General features: G+C 51.8%; 22 protein-coding genes, 1 tRNA gene and 1 riboswitch. Of the genes, 15 read left to right on the top strand and 8 right to left on the bottom strand.

Annotated features, from left to right (window positions below):
- Nucleotides 1–383 precede the first annotated feature (383 nt).
- Nucleotides 384–1469: a sensor domain-containing diguanylate cyclase gene (locus tag BLU70_RS00730; protein ID WP_074691228.1), complete on the top strand. Its 1086-nt coding sequence runs from the start codon at nucleotides 384–386 to the stop codon at nucleotides 1467–1469.
- Nucleotides 1470–1523: 54 nt separating this feature from the next.
- On the opposite strand, the gene BLU70_RS00725 is transcribed toward BLU70_RS00730, so the two are convergent.
- Nucleotides 1524–1718 (bottom strand): hypothetical protein, encoded by a 195-nt coding sequence (locus tag BLU70_RS00725; protein WP_040290650.1) that lies wholly within the window; start codon nucleotides 1716–1718, stop codon nucleotides 1524–1526.
- Between the two features lie 190 nt (nucleotides 1719–1908).
- On the opposite strand from BLU70_RS00725, the gene BLU70_RS00720 reads away from it, so the two are divergent.
- Complete coding sequence (locus BLU70_RS00720) at nucleotides 1909–2826, top strand: aldo/keto reductase (RefSeq protein ID WP_074691226.1); 918 nt, start codon at nucleotides 1909–1911, stop codon at nucleotides 2824–2826.
- 56 nt (nucleotides 2827–2882) lie between these two features.
- Here BLU70_RS00720 and BLU70_RS00715 read toward each other — a convergent pair whose 3' ends face one another.
- Nucleotides 2883–4871, bottom strand: coding sequence for a methyl-accepting chemotaxis protein (locus BLU70_RS00715; protein ID WP_074691224.1), 1989 nt, complete (start codon nucleotides 4869–4871; stop codon nucleotides 2883–2885).
- Nucleotides 4872–5015: 144 nt separating this feature from the next.
- Nucleotides 5016–5107, bottom strand: a riboswitch (cyclic di-GMP riboswitch).
- Between the two features lie 157 nt (nucleotides 5108–5264).
- Between BLU70_RS00715 and BLU70_RS00710 the strand changes: the two genes are divergently transcribed.
- From BLU70_RS00710 to BLU70_RS00685, 6 genes are all read left to right on the top strand, one after another.
- Nucleotides 5265–5684 carry a Fur family transcriptional regulator gene (locus BLU70_RS00710; RefSeq protein ID WP_083341092.1) on the top strand — a complete coding sequence of 140 codons (420 nt, stop codon included), beginning with the start codon at nucleotides 5265–5267 and terminating at the stop codon, nucleotides 5682–5684.
- The gene (locus BLU70_RS00705; protein WP_244885064.1) at nucleotides 5681–6547 is read left to right on the top strand and encodes a hypothetical protein; all 867 of its coding nucleotides are present in this window, start codon (nucleotides 5681–5683) and stop codon (nucleotides 6545–6547) included. Before BLU70_RS00710 ends, BLU70_RS00705 begins: the two co-directional genes overlap by 4 nt.
- Before the next feature lie 121 nt (nucleotides 6548–6668).
- Nucleotides 6669–8282: a sodium:solute symporter family protein gene (locus BLU70_RS00700; RefSeq protein ID WP_006448016.1), complete on the top strand. Its 1614-nt coding sequence runs from the start codon at nucleotides 6669–6671 to the stop codon at nucleotides 8280–8282.
- A gap of 19 nt (nucleotides 8283–8301) precedes the next feature.
- Nucleotides 8302–8511: a hypothetical protein gene (locus BLU70_RS00695; protein ID WP_006448015.1), complete on the top strand. Its 210-nt coding sequence runs from the start codon at nucleotides 8302–8304 to the stop codon at nucleotides 8509–8511.
- Between the two features lie 267 nt (nucleotides 8512–8778).
- On the top strand, nucleotides 8779–10902 hold the full coding sequence (locus BLU70_RS00690; protein WP_052012406.1) for a hypothetical protein: 2124 nt from the start codon (nucleotides 8779–8781) through the stop codon (nucleotides 10900–10902).
- Nucleotides 10903–11024: 122 nt separating this feature from the next.
- Nucleotides 11025–11747 (top strand): ThuA domain-containing protein, encoded by a 723-nt coding sequence (locus tag BLU70_RS00685; protein ID WP_040290640.1) that lies wholly within the window; start codon nucleotides 11025–11027, stop codon nucleotides 11745–11747.
- Between the two features lie 130 nt (nucleotides 11748–11877).
- On the opposite strand, the gene BLU70_RS00680 is transcribed toward BLU70_RS00685, so the two are convergent.
- Nucleotides 11878–12813, bottom strand: a complete 936-nt coding sequence (locus BLU70_RS00680) for an aldo/keto reductase (RefSeq protein WP_040290637.1) — start codon at nucleotides 12811–12813, stop codon at nucleotides 11878–11880.
- A 208-nt stretch (nucleotides 12814–13021) separates the two neighbouring features.
- Between BLU70_RS00680 and BLU70_RS00675 the strand changes: the two genes are divergently transcribed.
- Nucleotides 13022–14077, top strand: a complete 1056-nt coding sequence (locus tag BLU70_RS00675; protein WP_074691219.1) for a G1 family glutamic endopeptidase — start codon at nucleotides 13022–13024, stop codon at nucleotides 14075–14077.
- Between the two features lie 75 nt (nucleotides 14078–14152).
- Here BLU70_RS00675 and BLU70_RS00670 read toward each other — a convergent pair whose 3' ends face one another.
- Entirely contained in the window at nucleotides 14153–14470 is a 318-nt protein-coding gene (locus BLU70_RS00670) for a hypothetical protein (RefSeq protein WP_006448010.1), read from the bottom strand.
- Nucleotides 14471–14595: 125 nt separating this feature from the next.
- On the bottom strand, nucleotides 14596–14796 hold the full coding sequence (locus tag BLU70_RS00665; protein WP_006448009.1) for a cold-shock protein: 201 nt from the start codon (nucleotides 14794–14796) through the stop codon (nucleotides 14596–14598).
- Nucleotides 14797–15111: 315 nt separating this feature from the next.
- Between BLU70_RS00665 and BLU70_RS00660 the strand changes: the two genes are divergently transcribed.
- From BLU70_RS00660 to BLU70_RS00650, 3 genes are all read left to right on the top strand, one after another.
- Nucleotides 15112–15345, top strand: coding sequence for a DUF1540 domain-containing protein (locus BLU70_RS00660; RefSeq protein ID WP_237716508.1), 234 nt, complete (start codon nucleotides 15112–15114; stop codon nucleotides 15343–15345).
- An 11-nt stretch (nucleotides 15346–15356) separates the two neighbouring features.
- The gene (locus BLU70_RS00655) at nucleotides 15357–15776 is read left to right on the top strand and encodes a CoA-binding protein (protein WP_006448007.1); all 420 of its coding nucleotides are present in this window, start codon (nucleotides 15357–15359) and stop codon (nucleotides 15774–15776) included.
- A gap of 96 nt (nucleotides 15777–15872) precedes the next feature.
- A complete protein-coding gene (locus BLU70_RS00650) occupies nucleotides 15873–17216 on the top strand; it encodes a GrpB family protein (RefSeq protein WP_052012405.1) in 1344 nt (447 codons plus the stop codon).
- 25 nt (nucleotides 17217–17241) lie between these two features.
- Here the strand turns inward: BLU70_RS00650 and BLU70_RS00645 are convergent, their stop codons facing one another.
- Together BLU70_RS00645 and BLU70_RS00640 are read right to left on the bottom strand one after the other, a co-directional pair.
- Nucleotides 17242–18198 carry an acetylxylan esterase gene (locus BLU70_RS00645; protein ID WP_040290634.1) on the bottom strand — a complete coding sequence of 319 codons (957 nt, stop codon included), beginning with the start codon at nucleotides 18196–18198 and terminating at the stop codon, nucleotides 17242–17244.
- A 91-nt stretch (nucleotides 18199–18289) separates the two neighbouring features.
- Nucleotides 18290–18823, bottom strand: coding sequence for a DUF421 domain-containing protein (locus BLU70_RS00640; RefSeq protein ID WP_157785489.1), 534 nt, complete (start codon nucleotides 18821–18823; stop codon nucleotides 18290–18292).
- A gap of 137 nt (nucleotides 18824–18960) precedes the next feature.
- Between BLU70_RS00640 and BLU70_RS00635 the strand changes: the two genes are divergently transcribed.
- The 3 genes from BLU70_RS00635 to BLU70_RS00625 all read left to right on the top strand — a co-directional run bounded on the left by BLU70_RS00635 (nucleotide 18961) and on the right by BLU70_RS00625 (nucleotide 20255).
- A complete protein-coding gene (locus tag BLU70_RS00635; protein WP_006448003.1) occupies nucleotides 18961–19551 on the top strand; it encodes a DUF1003 domain-containing protein in 591 nt (196 codons plus the stop codon).
- Nucleotides 19552–19624: 73 nt separating this feature from the next.
- Entirely contained in the window at nucleotides 19625–20119 is a 495-nt protein-coding gene (locus BLU70_RS00630; protein ID WP_074691217.1) for a hypothetical protein, read from the top strand.
- A 49-nt stretch (nucleotides 20120–20168) separates the two neighbouring features.
- Nucleotides 20169–20255: transfer RNA gene (locus tag BLU70_RS00625), tRNA-Leu, on the top strand.
- Nucleotides 20256–20365: 110 nt separating this feature from the next.
- Here BLU70_RS00625 and BLU70_RS00620 read toward each other — a convergent pair.
- Nucleotides 20366–21202: an MBL fold metallo-hydrolase gene (locus BLU70_RS00620; RefSeq protein WP_074691320.1), complete on the bottom strand. Its 837-nt coding sequence runs from the start codon at nucleotides 21200–21202 to the stop codon at nucleotides 20366–20368.
- Between the last annotated feature and the right edge of the window lie 28 nt (nucleotides 21203–21230).

The following is a 21230-nucleotide window of genomic DNA, read 5'->3' as shown; positions in this document are numbered from 1 at the left end:
ATTTTTATGTATGACAATTGTATTGGTAAGGGGATGGAGAAGAACTGTGTCAATCAAAAAGGGAGTAGTGGAAGGTCCTACACGCAGGTGCACGATATGTCAGGCATTGCGTAAGCGCTGAATCCGAATTCCTTCTGAACAAACGGTAACTCATCGGCTCGAATCTTCTTTTGAAGATCGCTCCGTGATCATGGACCACCAAAAAGAAACGCACACCTCTTACCCATGGCGGCAGGCTTTGACGCCAAAGTGGCTGGTATGGACCTAAATACCAGCATTACTGCTCGGTTAATAGACGCATCTCCCATCTTGGCAGGGCTTCGGTCGAAAAGTGTCGAATATGATCTGTCTCAGTTCACCTTGTTTGCGTTTGGAGAGACGGTATGATCGGTACATTTTTTAGTAACGCATGTATCGTATTTACATTGATGGTGATTGGCTTTTTGCCGTATAGTCGGCTACGTGCTCGCCGCTTGCCCACTACGTTGGATCGCCTTCTCACAGGTCTGGCTGCGGGAGTCATGGGAGTTCTGCTCATGCTGTACGCCCTACCGGTTCCGAATTCGAAGCTCATTTTGGATCTGCGACACTTGCCCGTGGTGACTTGTGCTTTGTTTCTAGGACCCTCAGCGTCTCTGGTGGCAGGATTGGTGGAAGGGATAGGGCGCGTCGCCATCTTCGGCTTAAATCAGACGTCACTCCTTGCGGCACTCAATATGTTGTTAGTTAGTGCCATTTCACCCATACTGGCACGTATCAAGCGCAGATTGGCTATCCGGGTGCTTGTTGTCAATGTGTATGCACTTACGCAGATTTCGGCGCTGGTCGTCTGGTTGATGCCTACCCACACGCAACTCGCATGGGTTTTTCTCACGTATTGGATCGTTTCGTTGGCCGCAGGATACGGAAGCGCTTGGTTGATGACGCAGCTATTCGCTCATTTCAGGCGCCAACGTGAACTAGAGCAAATGTCATCCGTCGATTTCCTGACCGGGCTTAACAATACTCGTCACTTCGATTTGGTCATTAATGAACTTGCGGCGCGAGCGGCCACTGGCACGGAGTCATTGTCCATCCTTGCGATTGACATTGACCATTTTAAAAGCGTGAATGACACATACGGCCATCCTGCTGGGGATGCCGTCCTGCAACAACTTGCGGAGGTATTGCAAACGTGCACGGGCTCGCGCGATATTGTTTCGCGAAATGGCGGGGAAGAGTTCACCGTGCTTATGCCTGCTTCCACGCTGATTGTGGCGCAAGAGATGGCTGAACGCATTCGCGCTACTGTTGAACGCAGAGACTTCCTGCTTCCAAATGGGGAATCGATTCACATCACGGTTTCGCTTGGCGTGGCGTGCCTGCCGGAATCCACAGTCGACACATCCGCGTTTTTACAACTTGCCGACGACGCGCTCTACACGGCCAAAAAGCGAGGGAGAAATCGGGTCTGTATCGCCTCTCCATAAACGAACGCCGTGCCCGTGCCAATCACGTCAGCAGAAGCTCGGCGTCCGCTTTTTTTATTTCAGACGTGTGATTTTCGGGGATTGCTTTGGCGGCGTAGGCGGTTTTGGCGCGATCGATCCCGCCATGTCGTCGGTGACTTGCTTTAAAGCCTCATAACAGTGCTCCATCGGTACCGACGAGTCCCACATGACGTCGCAGTGTCCATCTTCATAGACGATCACGCTGATCACATATTGTATGTCGCTCATGTCCGTTGCTCCTTCCAAACTTCCGAACGTTCACACGCTCCATTGTATCCTGTCAAGTCGAAAATGAGAAACGGGAAGTGCCCGGTTGAGCAGCTTTGGTAACTGTGTCACAATGGACTAGAAGCCGTCGTCCTAGCGCAATTCGTGCGCTTGCCTTGAAAAGGCTGTGTCGATATGAGGAGGAGAGTCCGTGAGAACCATCAAACTGGGTACCAGCGCGCTTGAAGTGCCGGTCGTCGCCGTTGGATGTATGCGTATTCATTCGCTGAGCAAGTTGGAGGCCGAAAGGTTTGTGCAGGCCGCATTAGAAGAGGGCGCAAACTTTTTCGATCACGCCGACATTTACGGAGGCGGCGAGTGCGAATCCATTTTTGCGGAAGCCGTGCACATGACTGACGATGTTCGCGAAAGCGTTATCTTACAGTCCAAATGTGGCATTCGCAAAGGCATGTTTGACTTCTCCAAAGAACACATTTTAGAGGCCGTTAATGGCAGCTTGCGTCGGTTGAAAACGGATTATCTAGACGTGTTGCTTTTACATAGGCCAGACGCACTGGTCGAGCCGGAGGAAGTCGCGGAGGCGTTCGACATCCTGGAATCGTCGGGAAAGGTACGCCACTTTGGTGTATCGAATCAAAAACCGATGCAAATCGAGTTGCTCAAGCGCTATGTTCGTCAACCGCTCGTGGCCAATCAGCTTCAACTGAGCATTACCAACGCGACCATGATTTCGAACGGTATCAATGTGAATATGGAGAACGAATCGGCCATCGATCGCGACGGTAGTGTGCTCGATTACTGCCGCTTACACGACATCACCATTCAACCTTGGTCGCCGTTCCAATATGGATTTTTTGAAGGCGTCTTTCTGAACAACGACAAATTCAAGGAGCTCAATCAGAAAATAGATGAAATTGCGGATCGCTATGATGTATCGAATACAACCATTGCCATCGCATGGTTGTTGCGACATCCTGCAAATATGCAACCAGTCATTGGTACCATGAATATTGGCCGCCTGCGCGACTCGTGCAAAGCTAGCGAGATTCGGCTTACTCGCGAAGAGTGGTACGATATTTATCGCGCGGCGGGGAATATCCTTCCGTAAGTACAAACGAGCCAGCCGGGCATGTTGCCGGCTGGCTCGTTGCATAAATGAAATGATTAGCGAAGCGAGAATTGTTGTAAGGCGGCTTGCATCTGTTCCGCCAATTCCGCGAGGGAAGCGGCCGAAGCCGAAATCTCCTCCATGGACGCGAGTTGTTCCTCGGTCGACGCAGAGACGGTTTGCATCCCAGCCGACGTTTCCACCGTTGCGGATTCGACTTGTGCGATAAATTCGCGCAGAGAATCGGCACTTGCCGCCATCGCCTGTGAGGCGGACGTGACGCTGCGAATCTCTTCTGCCAGGGCGACGACACCCGCTCGAATGTTGGCAAACAGTTCACCCGCGTGATTGACGGCTTCAATACCATGTTGCACATCTTGCTGGCTCGCTTCCATCGAGGCGGAGGCTTCTTCCATCCGTGCCTGCATCGACTCAATCAACTCTTGAATTTCATTGGCCGACGATGAGGACTGATCCGCCAATTTGCGAATTTCCTCCGCCACGACCGCAAATCCACGTCCGCTCTCACCGGCTCGAGCCGCCTCAATTGCAGCATTCAAGGCAAGCAAATTGGTTTGCGTCGCGATCGATTGAATGACCGCAATGATGCTGTGAATTTGTCCCGAGTATCCCGTGAGTTCCTGAATCGACGTCGATAATCCAGTAAACGAGTGGCCCAACACTTCCATCTGATGCACAGCGCTTTCTGCACTGCTGGATCCGCGGTCGGCTTCTTCAGCCGTTGCTTCTGCCACCTGGGCGACGACACTGGCACTTTTCGCAACCTCTTCAATGTTACTCGCCAGGGAATCCACTCGTTCGCGATCGCGCTTGGCACGCTCCGACTGCTCCATAACGCTTGCCGCAAGTTCGCTGACCACATTTGTAATTTGTTCAGTTGCGCGGGTATTTTCTTCTGCACTTGCCGTCAGTTGTTCGGACGATGCCGCAACTTGCTCCGCATTCATCTCGACCCGGCGGATGATATCGCGTAGGGAGTGTAGCATGTGATTACATGCGCCTCCCAGGACACCTAGTTCATCTCGCGTCTTGATTACCACATCTGTAGTTAAATCCCCGCGACCCACACGTTCTGCGAATTCGACCAGTGCGTGCAGAGGTCGCGTGATCGACCGAACCAAATACCAAATCGCGAGAAAACCGAAGATGAGTGAGATACCAAGCACAATCAGCGTAATGACCAAGATGGGATGCACGGCACGCATGTAGGACGACGTTGGCAAAATGCCGATGACCTTCCAACCAGTCGCTGCGTTGGTTACATATGTGAATCGGTAACTCGCACCTTTAACGGCCACGCTAAAAATACCACTGTCGTGTTGGTACATCTGATTTAGTGTAGCGAGATGGAGGCTTGAACCTGGGGCCAAGCCGTGCATGGCGATGACGTTCGATTGTCCGTCCATCAGCCCCAAATAACCGCTGTTGCCAAGTGGAACTTGATTGACAAGACGATCAAACGTCTTCAAGGAAATGTCTGCACCGACAACCCCACGCCTGTTGGCCAAGCGTTCAGCAATGGTCACTGTCAACTGTTTTGTTATGGCGTCGACGTAAGGTGGTGTGACAATCGGTGTGGGGCTTGTCATGGCCGCTTGGTACCAAGAGCGTTTACGGGGATCGTAGCCAGCCGGCATCTTGGCGGCCGGACTTACGTAGAACGCGCCTGTGTTTGTTCCTACGTAGACGTGAAGAAAGTCGGTATACGATTGGGATGCACCCGCTAATGCAGGGAGTGTGGAAGACTCGTTCAAGGTGGTGCTGTTTAATAACTTAGCGAGATAAGTCAAGGTTTGCTCACGCTGTGAGATGAACGTGTTTACATCCTGGTTGAACACTTTCACACTCGTCATATCGTGGTTGTCCAACTGAGATGAAAAGTTGCTTTTGGCAGTGGCAAACGACGTGAACCCGATGACGAGGGACGGAACGATCAATAGGGCCAGGCTAATTGTCAGTAGCTTTAGTCCAATAGTCCACCCTCGCTTAACTACTTGTGCCGATGCCACCATTTGGTTCTCCATTGGTGTGACCTCCTGTTGCGAAAGTCTGTTTCATCAAGACATTTGGCACTGTGCAGAATGGTAAACACAAACAGACAGCCTTCTGGATCTTCACAGAAGGCTGCCTTGGTGTGATACCTGCCGATTTCAGTGCTCAGCTGACGGCTTGGCAGCCCGGCCATCTTAGATCCGAAGGTAGAATCCGTAGACCCGTGGCTTTGCGCCCCAGCGTTTCCGCTGGTTTGCCTTGCAATCGGGCACATCTTGGAGCCCGATTTTCATAGCCTGGCACATTATCCAACAAGATTCGACAGGAGTCAATGAGATCCAATGCTAGATTGGCCTGTTGACATTTTCGTCAGAGGCGGAGCATAATCCGTTGTAGAAAATGATTTTCTATAAGGTGTGATTTTGGTGGATTTGAAGGATATCCAACAGTTGCTACATGAGCATAAGTTTCGGCTAACTAAGGAACGCGAGGCCGTTTTGATGGCTTTTGTCGACGCAAGGCGCATGTTTACTCCTGCACAACTGCACGATTACGTGAAAGAGCGCTACGAGCGGGTTGGGCTCACCACTGTCTATCGCTTGTTGGAGGCGCTGACGAAGGTGGGCCTGGCAACTCCGTTCCTTATTGACGGAGAGATCTATTATACGTTTTGTCCCAACCAACATCATCATCATTTTGTCTGTTTGCAATGCCATCAAGTAAAGGAGTTGTTTCAGTGTAACGCGCAACAGGCGATGGATGTGGATCAAAAGATCGGAACGGTGGCGTACCACAAACTCGATTTCTTTGGCCGCTGTCGTTCATGCGAGGAGGAGAAACATTGATAAACTTATGGAATCCGCAACATCTGTCGCTCGCAATTGGACTGATTACGGCCTGCTTGCTTGGCGTCATCCACGGAATCACTCCAGATGAGCATACTTGGCCCATTACGTTCAGCTATTCCATCGGTAGCTACAGCAGTAAAGGCGGTATGTTGGCAGGTTTCTTCTTTTCTCTTGGCTTTACGCTGCAAAGGGCTATCGGTTCTGAATTATCATATTTTGCATTAGCTGGGTTTCTTATGCATGGATATGTCGAAAATATTGTCTATATCATTGTAGGACTTGTCATGGCGTGTTCTGGTTGGTATATTCTGATGCGCGGTCACTCGATCCACTTGATACCATGGGTTGACAAATGGCTACCGCATGCGTCGCATGCTGGGGGGATGGATGCACCCGTCCCACTGCGTTTAGCGTTTGTTCATGGCATGATTGCGGGATGGGGAACAGGGGCATTTGCGACCATTTTGTACACGGTGATCGCGCCGACCATGCCTTCTGCGTGGCTAGGCTTCGTGCCAGGTGTATTGTTTGGCATTGGTACGTTGTTCATGCAAATGACCATTGGTGCTCTTTTTGGATGGTGGCTCCAGCGACGACAGATTTCAGCGGCCGGCAAAGCGTTCATTGGTCGTTACGTGTCTGGCAATACGCTCTTTTATGGAGGACTTCTATTTGTTGTCGCAGGGGGCTTGGCTCTTATCGTTCCTTCTCTAGCTGAATGGAGCATCAATACAGGTGTACATGTGCACAATTTAGATGCCATCAATTTGGGTCTGGTACTGGTTGTCGCTGTTGTCGGCGGAGTCGGAGGGGTATCGATGTGGCGAGCAATGCAAATGGTAACCGGAAAAGGTATCTAGCGAGGGGGGATGCAGACAAAACGGTGACATTCAGCTTCATAGTCACGCTTTTGGCTATGCATAAGGTGAAAATCCCGTGACAGCGCATACGGGAATACATATTTGAGGAGGTGTACGTTCGTTGCATGCGCTATTCCATGCAAACGCTGTAGACTATATCATTATCGCTCTGTACTTCGTATTCGTGATCGGTGTGGGCTTCGTGTTGCGCAGCCGCGTTCGGACCGGTGAGGACTTCTTCCTTTCAGGTCGGTCCATTCCGGCTTGGATCACCGGTTTGGCATTCCTCTCCGCAAACCTTGGCGCCCTTGAGATCATGGGCATGACTGCGAGTGGTGCCGAGTACGGTATGCTCACGACGCATTTTTACTGGATTGGTGCAATTCCAGCGATGCTGTTTCTCGGCATTTACATGATGCCGTTCTACTACGTTTCAAAGGTTCGTTCTGTACCTGAGTACTTGAAGTTGCGTTATAACGAAGCAACGAGAGCGGTCAACGCCATCGCGTTTGCGGTCATGACGGTTCTAACATCGGGTATCAGCTTGTACTCGATGGCGCTGATTTTCCAAATCCTCATTGGCTGGTCATTCACAACGAGTATTTTGATCTCGGCTGTCGTCGTCTTGGTCTACGTCGGCCTCGGCGGTCTCACGTCTTCGATATTTAACGAGGTCGTTCAGTTTTTCTTAATTTGGGCTGGCCTTTTGCCGATCCCGCTGATTGGTATGCACAGTCTCGGCGGCTGGAACGGAATGATGGCTCGTCTGCCACAAGGGTTCGGCCACCTTTGGCAAAATCTCGGAAACCCGTCACACAACCCAATGGGCATTGGCTGGCTCGGAGTGGTACTTGGCCTTGGCTTCGTGCTTTCGTTCGGTTATTGGACGACAGACTTCCTAGTCGTACAGCGAACACTGGCGGCCAAGGATTTGCGGGCGGCGCAAAACACGCCTATCTATGCGGCGTTTTTCAAGATGATTGTCCCGATTTTGGTGATTATTCCAGGCCTCATCGCATTGGCCATTTTCCCGAAAATCGGGCATTCGCCGAACATGAGTTATAACCTGGCACTGCCCTTGCTCATTGCCAAGTATTACCCGCCAGGTATGCTCGGGCTTGGGCTTACGGCGATGCTCGCAAGCTTCATGAGCGGTATGGCCGGTAACGTCACAGCGTTTACAACCGTCTGGACCTACGACATTTATCAGGCGTATATTCGAAAGGACGCAAGTGATAAGCATTACGTTAATATGGGTCGCTGGGCTGTGGTCGTCGGCGTTATCATCAGCATTGGCACCGCGTATTTCGCAGCCGGTTTCCCAAGCGTCATGGACTACATGCAAACGCTGTTTTCGTTTTTCAATGCTCCGCTGTTTGGTACATTCCTGCTCGGCATGTTCTGGAAGCGGACGACGCCTTGGGGTGGTTTTTGGGGGCTCATTTGCGGTATTGCCAGTGCGTTTTTAATGTACTTTTTGCTTCCAGCCAATATGTTCACGAGTCCAGATGCTGGGAACTTCTGGCGCGCTTGGTGGGCCTGGTTTATTACGGTTGCTGTCACGGTATTGGTCAGTTTGTTCACGAAACGCCGTCCGCTCGAAGAACTTCAGGGGCTTGTCTATGGTCTGAGCAAACGACCGGACTACAGCGGCTATCCTTGGTATAAACGGCCTGGATATCTAGCCGGGATCGTCTTTGTCATCTTGGTTGGCTTGAACATCGCCTTCTGGTGATTGGATTGGAGATGATGCTATGCAAAGCCGTTGGCTTGACCTGCGCTTTCTCATAGGAATCCTGTTTACGGTTTACGGAATCGTCCTTGCGATTTACGGCGCGGTGTCAGATCCCCGGACGCCGAGCTTACACTGGAATATCGACTTGTGGTGGGGGCTCGTCAGCCTCGTGTTCGGGTTATTGTTCTTAATCGTGTCAATTGCCCGCCGGCCGAACGACGAAACTTAACATCAAGAAGAAGGCTGTCTTTCCTAAGGAGGAAAGGCAGCTTTCTTCGTCACGGAATTGATTCTCATGACGAACTCTACCTAGGCGTATACCAGTGTTCCTTGGTGCCATGTTGTCGTCACCTGTCGGATTTGGACGGTTCCATCTTGTTGTGCTATCTTTTCGGATCAAAGGAGGTGTAGAGCTTTAGGAAAGCGCTTTCGTTTGGTCCTGGATACTGGAGTGCAATGGTTTTGTGACTTGATGTCACCTTCAGGGGGAGTCTGTGTGAACCGAAAACAGCGTACGTTAAAGTTGGGAACGCTCGCAGCAACGATTGTGGCACTCTCAGCCGTGGCCACGCCTGCGGTCGCCAGTGCGGATACGACGACGGCCATTGCGTCATCGACAGTTCATGTCACAGTCAATGCCGCTGCTGAACTTGGAATCGTGCCCAATACTGCACTTGGTGTGAATACGGCCGTCTGGGACGGGCATTTACTCGATGCAGCCATTCCATCTCTGCTTCGTGGCATTGGGGTAACCATGTTGCGATATCCCGGAGGATCGACTTCAGATGAGTACAATTGGCAAACGAATACCGTAACTGGGGGTTATGCAGATCCCAACAACACCTTTGACAACTTCATGGGAGTGGTCCAAAAGGCTGGTGCGCAACCCATTATTACGGTCAACGCCGGCACGGGCACACCGAGTGAAGCTGCCGCATGGGTTCAAGATGCAAATGTCACGCACCACTACGGTGTCAAGTATTGGGAAATCGGAAATGAGATGTATGGCAGCTGGGAAGCAGGGAATTTTGCAAATAACCCATCTGGTTATGCGAAAGAAGCTGTATCCTTCATTCAGGCCATGAAAGCGGTTGATCCTTCTATTAAAATCGGCGTGGACCTCATCGCACCTGGTACTGGAGAAGATGACTGGAATGCAACCGTGCTTAGCACCATGCACAGCCTTGGGGTGCTTCCGGACTTCGCCATTGTGCACTGGTATGCGCAAAATCCGGGAGGCGAGACGGACGCTGGGCTGCTCAGTTCGACGAATCAAATTTCGACGATGATGGATACCTTGAAGCAGCAATTGAGCTCCTATGGAACCATCCCGGTTTTCGTCACCGAAACGAATTCGGTTTCGTATAACCCTGGGCGCCAGAGTACAAGTCTGGTTAATGCACTGTTCCTCGATGATGACATGGCAGACTGGCTTGAGTCCGGAGCGCAAAACGTCGACTGGTGGGACTTGCATAACGGCATTGTTACACAACAGGCCGGTGCAAATGTCGATCCGAATCTGTATGGGCAGTATAACTACGGAGACTATGGACTTTTGTCCAATGGCTCGAGTGACAATGGCATTTCAGAACCGGCTGCCAATACACCATTCCCAACGTATTATGGATACCAAATGCTCGCAGCCGTCATGGTGCCAGGAGCGACGATGATCGGTGCCGGATCGAACAATGATCTGGTGGCCGTGCATGCGACCAAGTTGCCCAATGGTGCTGTCGACGTCATGTTGATCAACAAGGATCCGAAACAAGCGTATACCGTCGATTTGCAAGCTGAAGGATTTGCTGCTAAGGGTCCTGCATTCACGTTATTCTACGGGCAAGGCAGTAACGCGGTGACGCCGGGCAAATTGGATAATCTGCAGAATGTGACACTACCGCCCTATTCTGTGACGGACATCATCATACCGGCGGTGCCCGGGCATCAGCCACAAGGGCCACAGTTTACGGACAAGACGACGTTATCCACTCCTCAGGTAAAGCCTAGTGCCAACGAGACTTTGACCACGACGTTTACCGACACGCGTGGTGCGGTCAAGGATGGTACACTCGACGTGGAAATCTACAATCCAGCAGGGCAATTGGTTGGGCAACAAGTGCAGTCTGGCGTGACGTTTACGCCTGGGCAATCATCTCAACCGATTACCTGGAACTGGACGGCGCCCGATTCTCCTGGGACGTATACCGTGAAGGCGTTCGTCTTCAGCCAAGACGGAACAAGCGTGTATGCGGCAGACCCGAGTGCAGCTACGTTCACGGTCACACAGCCGGATCCGCCCACCATTTCGGCCACCGTTCAGCTGTCCGCAACTACGGTCAAAGTGGGTACACCTGTGACCATCACGACGACTTACACCGAAACCGCGCCTACGGGGTACCTGAACAACGGGTTGCTTGTACAGTACGCCGTGTACAATAACTGGACATCATCGCAACAGTCCAATCCAACTGCGACATTGACTCCTGGGCAATCGGTGACTGAGACTTGGACATTTACGCCAGAGCAGGCCGGAACCTACACATTCCCTGAAGGCATCTTTACCAGTGGATGGACACAATTGCAGTGGATTAATCAGAACGTGACCTTGACTGTGACAAACTAAGGCGGTTCAACGTCAATCCTTCTCCGCCCGTGAGGGCGGATTTGTTTTTTTCACTGAATCTGTTCCTCATTTCGTTTATGATGGAAGAGGGAGCGCGAGTTATTTACGATAGGAGTGGTCACATGCCAACAAACCTGCGCGTTACAGTATGGAACGAGTTTCGCCATGAAAAACAGGAGCCCAAAATCGCAGAAATTTACCCGGAGGGCATTCATGGTGCCATTGCGAAAGCCCTTACAGAGGCGGGGCACGAGGTGCACACGGCTACGCTGGACGAGCCCGAGCATGGTTTGACAGAAACGGTGCTCAATAGCACCGATGTTCTCGTCTGGTGGGGACATATGGCGCACCATGAGGTAGCCGACGAAGTGGTGAACCGCGTCGTGGCAAGAGTACATGCGGGCATGGGGCTCATTGTCCTCCATTCCGGCCACTTCTCGAAGGTGTTTCAAAAATTGATGGGCACGTCTTGCAACTTGCGTTGGCGCGAAGAGGACGAGAAGGAGCGTTTGTGGGTTGTCGATCCAACGCATCCAATTGCAGCGGGATTGTCGCCTTACTTCGAGCTTCCGCAAGAGGAGACATATGGCGAGCACTTTGATATTCCGGTACCAGACGAGGTGGTGTTCGTCTCCTGGTTCTCTGGCGGAGACGTGTTCCGCAGTGGCTGCACATTTCGTCGAGGACTAGGCAAAATTTTTTATTTCCGACCGGGGCATGAAACCTACCCGACATATCACGATCCGAACGTCGTTCGTGTCATTCAAAACGCCGTCTTATGGGCCCGTCCAGTAGCGGGGCCACGGCCCACTTACGGGCATGCGCCAAGTTTGGAGCATGCGTGAGGACGTTCGGGACGTAGGTTGGGTGCTACATGTAGAGATGGCATTTTTGCAGTCCCATCCTGCTACCCGGTCGGTTAAGCGCCTACATATGGACGGTTACGGGGCGGCCTCGGCCGCCCTTCGTCTTGGGTTATGCTTCTGTGGCATCGATGGCTTCAATTGTGCGACGGCTGACTTGGTCGAGGCGATTCAGTTCGTCTTGGTTCAGTTGTATCTCAACAGCGCGCACGTTGTCCTTCAAATGTCGTATATTTTGCGTGCCAACGATAGCCGATGTCACGCCCGGTTGATGCAATAACCAAGCGATGGCGATTTCAGCCGGACTAACACCGTGCGCATCGGCAATCTCCTTTACAAGAAGGACCAATTCCCGTTCTTTTTCCATATGTTCGGGTTTGAACAGGCGACGTCCTTGTCGGAAGTCCGTCTCCTTCAATGTCACGCCACCAATATGGTAGGCACCGGTGAGAATACCTTTGGCAACCGAACTGTACGTGAGGATACCGATACCGTGATCGCGGCAATACGGCAACACCTCTTGCTCGATTCGCCTGTCTAACAAGCTGTATTCTGGTTGAATTACATCGACCTGTACGACGGTCATCGCTTGCTCCAACTGCTCTTTCCAGAAGTTTGAGACGGCAACAGACTTAATGACCCCTTCTTCGCGCAACTGGCGGAACGTCTCCATGGTCTCTGTGAGAGGGATTTCAGGGTTCGGCCAGTGCACATAGTAAATGTCCACGTAATCTGTTCGGAGGCGTTTCAAACTTTGTTCGATTGAGCGCAAAATATCATCGCGCTTCAGGTGATTGGGCGAGACTTTGGTTGCGATCACGCAATCTTGGCGCTTTCCTTCGAGCGCAAAACCAACGATTTCTTCCGAATGGCCTTGCCCGTACCCTTCCGCTGTATCGAATGAATTGATACCGAGCTCGAAAGCCGTCTGAATAGCTTGGATATTCAATTCATCACTTTCTTTTTCCCACTGTCCGCCACCAAGCTCCCAGCAGCCAAACGTAATTTGGGAAACGCTTACGCCATTTTGTAGCGCACTGTATTTCACATTCAAACATCCTTTCAGACGAAGATATGTACGTAAAATATGATACACGTTTTTGCGTCGACGTGTTTACCCCCACATCCATAGTGAACATTTCGCATGATTTATGATAGGCAAGCGAATCGCAGACTTTAGGTTTATAGCGATTTTCAAGAAAGTTTTTCTATGATGTCTACGTACTCATCAGATCAGGAAAAGGAGATTTTGGGCCATGCACTCGAAACGTCGAATCATTGTACAGTCAGGGCTGGCAGTCGGCGCAGCGACTGCATGCTTATTGGGTGTCGATCACGTTCATCGCACTATGCAGACACAGGTCAAGCTCACGTATGACAATGCGCAGTATTCCACTCGTTCCAGTCAGAACAGTTCTATCGGCAATATCTCATTGCCAGCGAATACACAAGGATCGGCAAATTGGAGTGGATATATCGCGACCCCAAGCGGAGCGAACGGTTATACGAGCGTAACTGGCAATTGGGTCGTGCCAACCGTTTCGGGTGCGGACAATTCCATGGCGGCTCAGTGGATTGGTTTGGGGGGCGTGGAAAACCAAGATTTACTCCAAATGGGTACTACCGAACAAATGGTCAATGGGCAACAAGAGGTGGATGTTTTTTGGGAGAAACTACCCGCCTCTGCTCATTCCATCATGACGATTCCCGTCGGCTCCTCCGTTGCGGCGAGTATTGATAAGAGTAACGGCTCGACTTGGAACTTGTCCATCCATGTGACTACGCCATCTGGGGAAACGGAGAGTAAAAGTCTAACGGTCTCCCTTAGCAATCGGTATGCGGAAAATATCGGTACGTCTGCGGAATGGATTAGCGAAGACCCATCCACTGGGCAAGGTGATCTCTATCCGCTGGCCAATGCGGGAACTGTTCAATTCACGAATGCGACGGTCGATGGGCAACCCATCACAGCTTCCGGAAACACCATCCAGTCTGTGGCCATGGTTGACGATGCAGGCGACATTCTCATCAGCCCCTCCAGCCTTGGAACGGATGGAGAGTCTTTCTCGACGACCACTTGGAGTACGACATCAAGCGGTGCAGGCAATGGACTGCCGGGTGATGGCGGTGGCTTTGGCGACGGGTGGTCGCAAGGATGGAGCCACTGGTCTGAGTCTTCGTACGGCGGTGGTCATCACCGAGATGTATCCAGTTGGAGCGGATGGATGCCTGGCGGCAGTTGGTCAATTAGCATCCCGACAAGCGCAGGTAACGGTAGCGGCTATACGATTCAATTTTCCTGGGGATGGTAATCACACTCTAACCATATATGATGTTAAAAAGCTACCCAACGATACCCTGGGTAGCTTTTTAGAACATAACGTTCGTCAATCCGCCGTTTGCCTTCCATTCATGTCAAAGAAGGTTGCGATGGTGCCGGCGATGATGAGCACGATGCCGGACGGAATGTAGGAAAAACTGGCGAATATGAAGCCGATCACGGCACATGCATACATGCCAATTCCTGCGGCTTTTGGGCGCGTTTTCGACAGAACCGAAAGCACCATCGCGATGATGGAGATGGCTATAGCACCGTAACCGCGCCAGCCAAAATCGGGCGTATATCCTTGTTTCGACAGCATGTCGAGCAATGTCTCAATGACGCCAATGAGACCTGCAATCAATCCGAGCATGAACGTGACCAACGCAGATTCCTCTTTTCCGCAATGTCAAGCCAGTGAGATCCCGGTCGCACACTGCATGTCATGGTTCTCATCGAGATCATGACACAAAAAAAGCCCATGTCGCAACATGGGCTCGAAATCTGTGATTAATATTTCACAACGTTTGCCGCTTGTGGGCCCTTCGGACCTTCCACAATGTCAAACGTAACACGTTGTCCTTCGTCCAGCGTCTTAAACCCGGAACCTTGGATGGCGCTGAAGTGAACAAACACATCGTCGCCGCCTTCAACTTGAATAAATCCAAAGCCTTTTTCCGAGTTGAACCACTTAACAATACCTTCTTGCATCCTAATTCCTCCATGGTGCTTCCATCAGCACTTACCAAATTCATTTGCATTGAGAAAGCCGTTCTTCCGACCCATTGAGGCCAGAATGAACGGCTCATGCATCTCTCATATCGTATGCAAATGGGTATTGATCAGTATTATACACGTCATCGCAGAGATGTCAATCGTGAATGCGACTGTGTCTTGCAGCGACCGTGTATGTCTGGATGGTATTGCCCAAACGGTGAACGATTGCCGGGATGAAGCTTGGTTGGCGGCCGACAATATGGGGAGCGGACATGATGCCCGCAGCCTACAGGCAGGGGGGAGATCGCGATGATGGTCGATGTGAAATGCAGCGTCTCGAATTGTTACTTTTGGAAAGCCAATAATGATTGTGCTGCACCTGGCATTATGGTGACAGTGGACAATCAAAGCCGCACAAACTTCCGCGAGGAGATTGCGAGCGAAATCGCCGTCGACACCAGGCGCACAGACTGGGCTCAATCTTCTATGCAGACGTGCTGTCATACGTTCCGGCCGAAATCGCAAAACAATGCGTCGAAGTGAGGAGGCAGTTTATGCACGTCTCGGATAGCGAACTGACGCAGCTCATGGCGAATGCACAGGTGATCGCAGCGGTCGGGCTGACCTCCAATCCGCAAACCGATCCGTACCGCGTTGCGTCTTATCAACAGTCGCAAGGGTATCGCGTCATTGCGGTCAATCGGGAAGGCGAAACGGTGCTCGGGCACCCTTCGGTACAGCATGTGCATGACATAAAAGAGCCTGTTGACATCGTCGAGGTCGCGGGCAACTCGCGCCACGTGGCAGACGTCGTCCAAGACGCCATACGAGCCAATGCCAAGGTCCTCTGGCTAGATAGGGGTGCATACGATCCAGCCGCCATAGCGCAAGCCGAGCAGGCCGGTCTTAAAGTTGTTTCAAACAAGCGCTTCGACGTGGAACACCGTCGCTTGCTGGCACATAAGCAAATGTGATGCGATCTGCCTCGAGTGAAGTTCTTTCGCTATAATGAGAAATACGTCACGGCACCCCTCGCATTGGCGGGGGGATTGTCTGTTTGGAGGGATTCGGTGAATCGCTGGGGGCAACTGCCGGATCGCCTTGTTCGCAATATTGGCGCTTGGCGCATTGGATACATGATGTGCTTTGCTATCTATGCGACGATCGCTAATCTGGATACGAGCCCAAACGCCGCATGGGTGGCCTGGGGGTATATCCTGCTCAGTGTCTTTGCTTTGATCGTCGTCTTACCGCACATTCGCCGTGCGTTGTTTCGCACATGGGATCCGTTGCGATCGCGCATGTACGTGGGCAAGCCTGTCGCTTTATTGAAATGGCGGCTTTATCTTTACATATTGACGCCAATCGCTTTGATCGCGTTGTTAGAACTGTTCAGCATCTTGGAGAGCCTGTTTTTACAGTTTACGCAGACCAACGTCTCAACAAAAGCTGGTGTCATGGATTACGTCATTGCCCTCTTGGCCGGATTAGAAGAGCTGTGGCGTTGGAGTATGATTGGCACTGTCGTCATCGTCTGTCGTTGGCTAACAGGAGATAGCTGGCGGCATGGCCGTGTGCGTGCCGCCGCATTTACGATTGCCGTCATTTTAAGTTCTTTGGCATTTGGGGCCGGGCACATCCTCGAATTTTCGCACAGTCGGTTGCAGGCTTGGTATTTGTTTAGTGGGCTTGGCTTGCTTTTGGCGTTGATGGCGGTCGTCACCGGACGCATCCTATTAGTCATCGCCGTACATAGCGGATATGATCTTTGGATCACATGGGTATCCTCGACTTCGGCTCCGACTGAGCTGTGGGCACTACTGATGTACGGGGTGCTCGTCCTATGGATTGTCGTTGTGGCAACACGACGGCATTTCGGTTTTCGACCGCCTGCACCGGCCTTAGAATCTGTCATTCTATCCGACTTATCGGCCGATTGGTCCGACCTGTTTGCGATTGAACGGCATGCCTTACATCGGGTGTTTGCCAACCGGGCGATGGTTCATATCCGGCACATCGGTGCGACTGCGTTGCCCTTTGGCACGGCAAACGGCGTGATCGACATCTTGGTTGAACTGTCTCGCCCACGTGTAACGCCGGAAGAACATGCGCAATTGAAGCGTTTGGGGTATCAGTTTTGCGGGAATGCAGGAATCAAAGGTCGACTGTATTGGATCAAGGATGACGAAGTCAGATGCCACTTGCAGATTGTGAAAATGGGCGGCCGGTTGGCAAAAACCGCGGTGGACTTCACAAACTTGCTTAGGAGCCGCGATGATTTGCTACAGGAATACAGCTTCATCAAGCGACGGTTAGTCGCTCAAGGATTCGCTGATTGGGCTTCCTATACAGAGGCCAAACGTCCAGTTGTCGAAGACTTGCTCCGCCGTCTTCGTTATCGTCGCACGGATTGACGAACGAAGACGGCTTGTCGCGAAGTTACATCGACAGCATCCACTCGAAGATAGCGTCGTTCATGCCTGGCAGCCACTCGTGCTGAAAGTCCGGGTACACCACCATTCTTTTGGGGCTGCGAATGCGGTTGTACGCCGCAAATTGTGTCGAGGGTGGGCATACTTTGTCCATTAAGCCGATACCCCACAGTACCTCTGCTTTAATGCGGTCCGCTAGATGCTGAATATCGATATAACCCAACTTTTCAAATATGAGATCGCGATTGGCGTGTAACGGATCGCGGTTGCGAAAGTATTGGATGAGCTCTTCGTGAACGCCGCCAAAGTCCATCTCCCATACGCGAAGATAATCGCTTAGGAATGGATAGACGGGGGCGGCACGCCGGATCCGCGGTTCCAGTGCAGCACAGGCTACGGTTAAAGCGCCGCCTTGTGACCAGCCAGTGACGCCGACTAAATCCGGGTCGACCTCGGGCAGGTTCATTACGATGTTGGCCAGTTGTGCTGTGTCGAGGAAGACTTGGCGAAAGTACAGATTGTCGGGATGGTCCTCCAGGCCGCGAACGACGTGGCCACTGCTTGTCATGCCGCGGACAGGGTGCGTGTCTTGCGAATGTCCGCCTTGCCCGCGACAATTCATGGCAACGACCGTGAAACCGTGTGCAGCATAGGCCATCTTGTCCAACCAATCGCCTGCGTGCCCTTTGTAGCCGTGAAATTGCAGAATGGCCGGGTGCGGTGTTGTTGCGTGGCGCGGGCGGGCATACAGTGCATGAATGCGGGCGCCCTTGACGCCAGTAAAGTAAAGGTCGAAACACTCGACCTGTGATGTAGAGAACGAATTGGGTACAATCTCGAGTTTGGCATCGACCTCCTTCATTTCCGCAAGTCCGCGTTCCCAATATGCGTCGAAGTCGTTTGGCCGCGGATTGCGCCCTCGATAGTTCAGCAATTCTTCATACGGAAGGTCAATCATTGGCATGTGCATCGTCTCCCAGCGCAGAGGTGTGGTTGTCAAGGAACTTGTAGGAGACTGTAGCACATTAGCAATCGGTGTAATGGTTCATTCGTGGCTATTTTATATGATTGGTTTGCTGCCGCTGCTCGGCTTCGGGATTTGAAGGAGTCACGTCGACTTTGTCTTCGCGATCAGACTTCGGTAAGACACTGAGGCTTCCGGTGGGCTCCAGGATGGCGTATTCCACCTTGCGGTAGTCAAAATAGCCTTGTTCTCGCAACATCTGCTGCAGGAGATCAAGATCAATTTTGCTTCTCTTCATGTGTTTAAGGATGTACTGCCCACGGTGCACAAGTACGATCGGTTCCCCTGTTGCGATTTTCCGAAAGCGCCTGCTTTTCAGCGACAAATACGCCGCAGCTATGGTGACCGCTGAGAAGAAAAAAAGTTGAACGGCACCCGTGATCAAAGGTTGCCAGCCACCAGCCGTGATCATGTTTGCTGCGATGTTGCCCATGCACGCTCCGGCGACCCAATTGAAGTATGTAGCTTGGCTGATCTGCGTTTCACCGATCCATCGTACGAGCATCAGTAAGATTACAAATGTGAATGTTGTTGCTGCAATGGTCATCAACCAATGTACGTTCATCGGAATGTCAACACCCAACCTCATCTGCACATATCACGATCTTGTTCCATCCGTGATAAAATTATCCGGGTCCCCTTGCCCATGTTGGCTCGACAGAATAGTATGGAGTTGCAGATTGCGCAGGAGGAGGCGTGAATATGGGCAAACGCTACTATTACGTCCACTCTTCCGACTCGCGCCAGGACAACATGAACCTTGAAGGCTTCGACATTCCGATCAACGAGGGGGATGCCCGGCGTATCGCTCGCCTCGTCAACATGTACGAAGAGAACATCCTCTCGCAGATCGATGAAGAGTATGTCAGCAAGACCCGATGGGCGGACAAGCTGGCGGATCGCATTGCATCATTTGGCGGTAGTTGGACATTTCTTATGATTTTTGGTGGCATCCTGGCGGCGTGGATGGTGTGGAACACCATTCCGTATACGGCACGGTATCATTTTGATAAGCCGCCTTTCATTTTGTTGAATCTGTGTCTTTCGTTTATTGCTGCATTTCAAGCGCCCATCATCATGATGAGCCAAAACCGGCAAGCTGCGAGGGACAAGCATGAATCGATTATCGACTTTGCCATCAACTACAAAGCCGAGCAAGAAATCGACGACATGCAAAGCCATCTTCATCGCATAGAGGGAAAACTGAATCAATTGGAACGGCTTTTACGCAGCTTGGAACAGCTCGAACGTCTTCGCCATGATGATCTTCAGGACGGAAAGACGCGCGAATAAAAAGGAAATCCACCCGAATTATCGAACAATTCCGTGTCGGTTGATCATTTGTATCGAGGGCGGGTGATTTCTGTTGGTTCAAAATCCCGAGCCTGGATGGCTGCATTCTATCCAGTTAGAGATCCATGACGCCATGACGCTTCTCGAGCCGCTGATGGAGGATTTTGAAGAGTGGCCGGATGCTGTGGACGCGCTTACGACCGATATTCTGCGTTTAGGGCATTTATGCACAAGTTTGCGAGATGCATTCAATTCCATTGCCGATGCGTCTTTGGCGATGCGGCGGATTGCGTTGACGCTCAGCGTCGAGGCGGCACGTACCCGGTCAGAGCTACACGGTCTTGAGACGGTTGTGGGTGACTTGTGGAAATGGTCGGAGCGGATGGCCAGGGCGTCGAAATCGTTTGTGGGAAAGGCTGCGAAAGTCCAACAGATTGTACGGGGGTTGGAAGTGTGCGCCCATGAAGTACATGAGCAGGTGTCTGCAGGGAAGGATAGATTAGGTGAGGTGTCAGCCGCGCTGGAGAGGTTGCAACAGGCAGTGGAAACGGGGGAATGTGAAGCGTAAACAGGGTTTGAACAATCGCTAAGTTCGTAGTATAGTAGATGTATGATGCGCCGGGGTGGCGGAATTGGCAGACGCAGCAGACTTAAAATCTGCCGGGGGTAACCCCGTACCGGTTCGAGTCCGGTTCTCGGCACCAGAGTTGACAAGGGACTTCGGGAGCTTCCCGAAGTCCTTTTGTTGTGTTGCGAAGCAAGTGTCTGCCGTTTTGCCGAGTCATGCGAATCAGGGATTAGTATGATCAATGCGTCAATGCATGTTCCGGCTATCTTTGGGAACTTCCCAATCCTGAAAATGCTCCGCCAACTCCCGCAAACCATCTGCCAATTCGGCCCCATACACGGGCAGGCCATGGCCCGTGATGACCACTTGCGGCTCTAATGCTGCAATGGTTTGTACAGATTGCCGCGCACGCTCCCAATCCGTTGTGAAATAGGCTGGTGGCCCGTGAAGCTCCCGTTTTTGCGTGAACACATCATACAGTGATTCTTGCTGCACAGTTGTGATGGCGTCTCCGGCAATCAGTGTCCGATCCCGCTCGCGAAATATTGAAATGTGTCCGGGTGTATGCCCGGGAGTATGGATCCAACGCCAATCAGGCATACCTGGAATCGAACAGTCTTCGGGAAGCGCCTGCACGTGATCGTCGAGATCAATGCCTTGGTTGGGGAATGTCGGCGAAAGTTTGGCAATCAGGCCGTTTGCCGCTCCCGGATCAGCGGGGGGATAATCGGCCCTACCCTGTAGAAAAGGTAGCTCGTCCTGGTGGGCGTATACAGGCATACCCCAATGGTCAATGAGTTCGAGAATAGATCCCACGTGATCGAAATGGCCATGTGTTAAAATGAGCGCATTTGGCTGCGCATGGGATCCGAAGTGGCGTTCGGCCAAGTCGATGATCTCCTGGGCGGTGTTGGGAACGCCAGCGTCAATGAGCGTGAATTCTCCAGTATCGCGCCCGCTATCGACGTAGATTACGTTGACGATTTGGGTGGTTAAAAAAAGGACATCATTCACCACCTGCATGGGGTGTCCGCTGACAAGCGAAGTTAAAGGAATCCACTTGTGTTCGAATTCGTTGCGCATCAATCTCACATCCCAGTTCAAAGTGCGA

The sequence above is a fragment of the Alicyclobacillus hesperidum genome (assembly GCF_900107035.1).
Classification (GTDB): Bacteria; Bacillota; Bacilli; order Alicyclobacillales; family Alicyclobacillaceae; genus Alicyclobacillus; species Alicyclobacillus hesperidum.
This window is presented reverse-complemented; position numbering and strand designations above follow the sequence as displayed.